Origin of the sequence: Mesorhizobium sp. M4B.F.Ca.ET.017.02.2.1, assembly GCF_003998955.1 — a bacterium.
GTDB lineage: Bacteria > Pseudomonadota > Alphaproteobacteria > Rhizobiales > Rhizobiaceae > Mesorhizobium > Mesorhizobium abyssinicae.
On record NZ_RZOF01000360.1, the window covers coordinates 1 to 6,318 of the forward strand.

The window sequence follows — 6,318 nt, forward strand, 5'->3', positions numbered from 1 at the left end:
GGACATCATCACCGAATCGGCGCAGTCCGAGGGGCTGCCGCTGATCGGCTTCCGTGACGTGCCGGTCGACAATTCATCTTTGTCGAAGGCTCCGGACATCGCGGCGTCGGAGCCGTTCCACAGGCAGGTCTTCATCGGCCGCACGGCCGACATCCCCGACGACGAAGAGTACGAGGCCAGGCTCTATCTGCTGCGCAAGGTCATATCCGGCCGCATCTATGCCGAGAACGACAACAAGGACATCGGCGCCTATTGCGTGTCGCTGTCGGCGCGCACCATCGTCTACAAGGGCATGTTCCTGGCCTACCAGGTCGGCGCCTACTACAGGGATCTCAGCGATCCGCGCTTCGAAACGGCGCTGATCCTGGTCCACCAGCGCTTCTCGACCAACACCTTCCCGTCGTGGAAGCTGGCGCACCCGTACCGCATGGTCGCGCACAACGGCGAAATCAACACCGTGCGCGGCAACAACAACTGGATGGCCGCCCGCCAGGCCTCGGTCGATTCCGAGTTGTTCGGCAACAACATCTCGAAGCTGTGGCCGATCTCCTATGAGGGCCAGTCGGATACGGCGTGCTTCGACAACGCGCTCGAATTCCTGTTCCAGGGCGGCTACAGCCTGAGCCACGCCATGATGATGCTGATCCCGGAAGCCTGGGCCGGCAACAAGCTCATGGATGCCGATCGCAAGGCCTTCTACGAATACCATGCGGCGTTGATGGAGCCGTGGGACGGCCCGGCGGCGGTGGTCTTCACCGACGGTCGCCAGATCGGCGCCACGCTCGACCGCAACGGCCTGCGCCCGGCGCGCTATATCGTCACCGATGATGACCGGGTCATCATGGCCTCCGAGGCCGGCGTGCTACCGGTGCCGGAGGAGAAGATCGTCCAGAAGTGGCGGCTGCAGCCCGGCCGCATGCTGCTGATCGACTTGGAGAAGGGCCGCATCATCTCCGACGAGGAGATCAAGTCGGAGATCGCGACCAGGCACCCCTACAAGAATTGGCTCGCCAACACACAGCTCATCCTGGAAGATTTGAAGCCGGTCGAGCCGCGCGCTTTGCGCAAGGACGTCAGCCTGCTCGATCGGCAGCAGGCGTTCGGCTACAGCCAGGAAGACACCAAGCTGTTGATGTCGCCGATGGCCACCACCGGCCAGGAAGCGGTCGGCTCGATGGGCACCGACACGCCGATCTCGGCGATGTCGGACAAGTCGAAGCTGCTCTACACCTATTTCAAGCAGAACTTCGCACAGGTCACCAATCCGCCGATCGACCCGATCCGCGAGGAGCTGGTGATGAGCCTGGTGTCGTTCATCGGGCCGCGGCCGAACATCTTCGACCTGGTCGGCAATTCGCGCCGCAAGCGGCTCGAGGTGCGCCAGCCGATCCTGACCAATGGCGATCTGGAGAAGATCCGCTCCATCGGCCACACCGAGGATCGTTTCGACACCAAGACGATCGACATCACCTATGGCTCGAACGAAGGCGCTGCGGGCATGCAAGGCGCCATCGACCGGCTCTGCGAGCGCGCCGAGGCGGCGGTTGCCGGCGGATACAACATCATCATCCTGTCCGACCGCCAGCTCGGGCCGGACCGCATCGCCATCCCGGCGCTGCTGGCGACGGCCGCGGTGCACCACCATCTGATCCGCAAGGGCTTGCGCACCTCGGTTGGCCTGGTGGTCGAATCCGGCGAGCCACGCGAGGTGCATCATTTCTGCTGCCTCGCCGGCTACGGCGCGGAAGCGATCAACCCCTATCTCGCCTTCGACACGCTGCTCGACATGCACAAGCGCGGCGAGCTGCCGGAGGAGGTCGACGCCTACGAAGTGGTCTCGCGCTACATCAAGTCGATCGGCAAGGGCATCCTCAAGGTGATGTCCAAGATGGGCATCTCGACCTACCAGTCCTATTGCGGCGCGCAGATCTTCGACGCCATCGGCCTGAAGTCGGACTTCGTCGAGAAGTACTTCACCGGCACCGCGACGCTGATCGAGGGCGTCGGGCTGGACGAGATCGCGGCCGAGACGCTCAGCCGCCACACCGACGGCTTCGGCAACGATCCGGTGCTGCGCAACGGCCTCGAGGTCGGCGGCGAGTACATGTACCGCATGCGCGGCGAGGCGCATATGTGGTCGCCAGACGCGGTCGCCACGTTGCAGCACGCCGTGCGCCAGGGCTCGTGGGACACGTTCAAGGACTATTCGGCGCAGATCGACAGCGAGACGGCGCGCGCCCAGACCATTCGCGGCCTGTTCAAGATCAGGCTCGCCGAAGAGACCGGCCGCAACAAGGTCGCGCTCGACGATGTCATGCCGGCGGCAGAGATCGTCAAGCGCTTCTCGACCGGTGCGATGTCGTTCGGCTCGATCTCCAGGGAAGCGCACACGACGCTGGCGCGCGCCATGAACGCCATCGGCGGCAAGTCGAACACCGGCGAGGGCGGCGAAGAGTCGGACCGCTATCTGCCGCTGCCCGGCGGCGGCAAGAACCCCGAGCGCTCGGCGATCAAGCAGGTCGCGTCAGGGCGGTTCGGCGTGACGGCGGAATATCTCGTCAACTCGGACGTCATGCAGATCAAGGTCGCGCAGGGCGCCAAGCCCGGCGAGGGCGGACAACTGCCCGGACACAAGGTCGACGCGACCATCGCCAAGGTCAGGCATTCGACGCCCGGCGTCGGCCTGATCTCGCCGCCGCCGCATCACGACATCTATTCGATCGAGGATCTGGCGCAGCTCATCTACGACCTGAAGAACGTCAACCCGGCGGCCGACGTCTCGGTCAAGCTGGTGTCGGAGGTCGGCGTCGGCACGGTCGCGGCCGGCGTCGCCAAGGCGCGCGCCGACCACATCACCATCTCGGGCTATGACGGCGGCACCGGCGCTTCGCCGCTGACCTCGCTCAAGCATGCCGGCAGCCCGTGGGAAATGGGCCTCGCCGAGACGCATCAGACGCTGGTGCTCAACGGCCTGAGGTCGCGCGTGGCGCTGCAGGTCGACGGTGGCCTGCGCACCGGGCGCGACGTCATCATCGGCGCGCTGCTCGGCGCCGACGAGTTCGGCTTCTCGACCGCGCCGCTGATCGCGGCCGGCTGCATCATGATGCGCAAGTGCCACCTCAATACCTGCCCGGTCGGCGTGGCGACGCAGGACCCGGTGCTGCGCAAGCGCTTCAAGGGCGCGCCCGAGCACGTCATCAACTTCTTCTTCTATGTGGCGGAAGAGGTGCGCGCGCTGCTCGCCGAAATGGGCTTCACCCATCTCGACCAGATCATCGGCGACACCGATCTTCTGGAGAAGCGCGACGTGATCCGGCACTGGAAGGCGCGCGGGCTCGATTTCGGCAAGATGTTCTTCAAGCCGGACGCGCCGCACGAGGCGGTGCACTGGACCGAGCGCCAGAAGCACCCGATCGACGACGTGCTCGACCGCAAGCTGATCGAGCTGGCCAAGCCGGCGCTGGAAGCCAAGCAGGCCGTGTCCATCGAGCTGCCGATCCGCAACGTCGATCGTTCGGCGGGCGCGATGCTGTCGGGCGAAGTGGCCAAGCGCTTCAAGCACAAGGGCCTGCGCGAGGACACGATCCAGGTGAAGCTTACCGGCACCGCCGGCCAGTCCTTCGGCGCCTTCCTGGCGCGGGGCGTCTCGTTCGAGCTGGTCGGCGCCGGCAACGACTATGTCGGCAAGGGCCTGTCGGGCGGCCGTATCGTCATCCGCCCGCCGGAAGAGGCCAAGATCGTCGCGGCTGACTCCATCATCGTCGGCAATACGGTGCTTTACGGCGCGACCGAGGGCGAAGCCTATTTCGCCGGCGTCGCCGGCGAGCGCTTCGCGGTGCGCAATTCGGGCGTCGCGGCAGTCGTCGAAGGCGTCGGCGACCATGGCTGCGAATACATGACCGGCGGCATCGTCGTCGTGCTCGGCAAAACGGGGCGCAACTTCGCTGCCGGCATGTCGGGCGGCGTCGCCTATGTGCTGGACGAGAAGGGCGATTTCGCCGAGCGCTGCAACATGGCGATGGTCGAGCTGGAGCCGGTCCCCGAGGAAGACGACCTCATGGAGAAGCTGCTGCATCACGGCGGCGATCTCGACCACAAGGGTCGCGTCGACGTCTCCGGCGACATGACCAGCCATGACGAGGAGCGGCTCTATCAGCTGATCTCGAACCACGTGCATTTCACGGGCTCGGTGCGCGGCCGCGAGATCCTCGACAACTGGACGGCGTTCCGGCCGAAATTCCGGAAAATCATGCCGGTCGAGTATCGCCGCGCGCTGATCGAGATGGAACGCATGCGCATGAGCGTGGCGGCCGAATAAGCATTGGAAGGGCCGGAGAGATGGATCTCCGGCTGCCATCCTCACCAACAATCCTGACCCCGGACTGCGGTTGCCATGGCGGCCTTATGGGGTTAACCGGTTCGCCGACAAGTGCGTGCCTTCGGACAGCAGGGACTGGACTATGGGCAAGGTAACAGGGTTTCTTGAGATCGACCGGCAGGTGCACAAGTACCAGCCGGCCTCCGACCGCATCCGGCATTTCCGCGAATTCACCTTGCCGATGTCGGACAAGGAGGTCGAGAAGCAGGCCGCGCGCTGCATGGATTGCGGCATTCCGTTCTGCCACGGGCCGACCGGCTGCCCGATCCACAACCAGATCCCCGACTGGAACGACCTCGTCTACAATGGCGACTGGGACAATGCGATCCGCAACCTGCATTCGACCAACAACTTCCCGGAATTCACCGGCCGCATCTGCCCGGCGCCGTGCGAGGAAGCTTGCACGCTGAACCTCGAGGACATTCCGGTCGCCATCAAGACCGTCGAGCAGGCGATCGCCGACAAGGCCTACGAGACCGGCCATATACGGCCCTATCCGCCGGAGAAGAAGACCGGCAAGCGCGTCGCCGTCATCGGTTCCGGCCCGGCCGGCATGGCGGCGGCCCAGCAGCTCGGCCGCGCCGGCCATGACGTGCATGTCTATGAGCGCGAGAGCCGTCCGGGCGGGCTGATGCGTTACGGCATCCCGGACTTCAAGATCGAGAAGCACTATATCGACCGCCGCATCGAGCAGATGCAGGGCGAGGGCGTGACCTTCCATTGCGGCGTCAATGTCGGCGTCGACAAGCCTGTGGCCGAACTGCTCGCCGAACATGACGCGGTGCTCTATTGCGGCGGCTCGGAAATGCCGCGCGCCGCCAACATCCCGGGCGACGACCTCGGCGGCGTGCATGACGCCATGCCCTATCTGGTGCAGCAGAACCGCCGTGTCGGTGGCGAGCCGATCCAGTCCGTGGCGTGGCCCTCGCATCCGATCATAGCCAGCGGCCAGCATGTCGTCGTCGTCGGTGGCGGCGACACCGCGTCCGACTGCGTCGGCACCGCCTTCCGCCAGGGCGCGGTGCGCGTCACCCAGCTCGACATCCGCCCGCAGCCGCCGGAGAAGGAAGACAAGCTCGCCGTCTGGCCCTACTGGGCGACCAAGATGCGCACCTCGTCCTCGCAGGCCGAGGGCGCCGAGCGCGAGTTCCAGGTGGCAACGCTTGAATTCATCGGCGAGGACGGCCAGCTGACCGGCGTCCGCTGCTGCGAGGTCGACGAGAAGCGCAAGCCGATCGCCGGCACCGAATTCGTCATCCGCGCCGATCTCGCCTTCATCGCCATCGGCTTTGCCGGGCCGGCCGCCACCGGCGTGGCGAGCGAGCTGGATGGGCAGATGAGGATCGTCACCGACAGCCGCCGCTCGAAGAATGTCGAGGCCAATGACCGCGACTACAAGACCAGCGTCGACAGGCTCTACGCGGCGGGCGACGTGCGCCGTGGCCAGTCGCTGGTAGTGTGGGCGATTCGCGAGGGCCGCCAGGCGGCGCGCTCGATCGACGAGGCGCTGATGGGATCGAGCGTGCTGCCTCGTTAAGGGTTGATAGCCGTCGTCGTATCCGGTGTCGCGGCTGACGTTGTGGGCTGGCTTTTCGGCGGCCAGGAGAAATCGTCGGCGCGGCCGGGCGAGGCGGCGGGCGCCTTGCCCTCGATGACGAGTTTCTCGCCAGGTAAATTCGGATTCGCCTTGGCGGGCGCCGCCGCGCCGAGAAGCTCGGAGCCGCCGTCCAGCGCCGGATCGCCGAGCAGCATCGGCACGGGGCGGTCGATCACGATCGGGGCGGCATTGGGCGCCGGCGCTTCGACCGGGGCGCCCGCCGGCGCGGAGACTGTCGTCACGCTTCCGGGCGCCGCCAGTCCGAGGATCTTGGCCAGCGGCTTTTCGGTGTAGAAGGCAAGCTTGCGCTTGCCGGCCTTCCGGTTGCCGAAGATGACTTCCG

2 protein-coding genes and 1 pseudogene are annotated in these 6,318 nt (G+C 65.9%); 2 read left to right on the forward strand and 1 reads right to left on the reverse strand.

Going from position 1 to position 6,318, the window contains the following annotated elements:
- Nucleotides 1-4,318 (forward strand): glutamate synthase large subunit (gene gltB / locus EN738_RS29040; protein ID WP_127286652.1); only part of this gene is annotated, 4,318 nt, incomplete at its 5' end.
- Between the two features lie 142 nt (nucleotides 4,319-4,460).
- Complete coding sequence (locus tag EN738_RS29045) at nucleotides 4,461-5,915, forward strand: glutamate synthase subunit beta (protein ID WP_127286653.1); 1,455 nt, start codon at nucleotides 4,461-4,463, stop codon at nucleotides 5,913-5,915.
- Here EN738_RS29045 and EN738_RS29050 read toward each other — a convergent pair.
- A pseudogene (locus tag EN738_RS29050) lies at nucleotides 5,912-6,318 on the reverse strand (DUF459 domain-containing protein); the annotation flags it as partial. The gene EN738_RS29045 and the pseudogene EN738_RS29050 sit on opposite strands and share 4 nt — an antisense overlap.

What these genes read in the sequence shown, in the direction of transcription:
- EN738_RS29045 (WP_127286653.1), top strand. Translation starts at nt 4,461, where the DNA reads ATGGGCAAGGTAACAGGGTTTCTTGAGATCGACCGGCAGGTGCACAAG.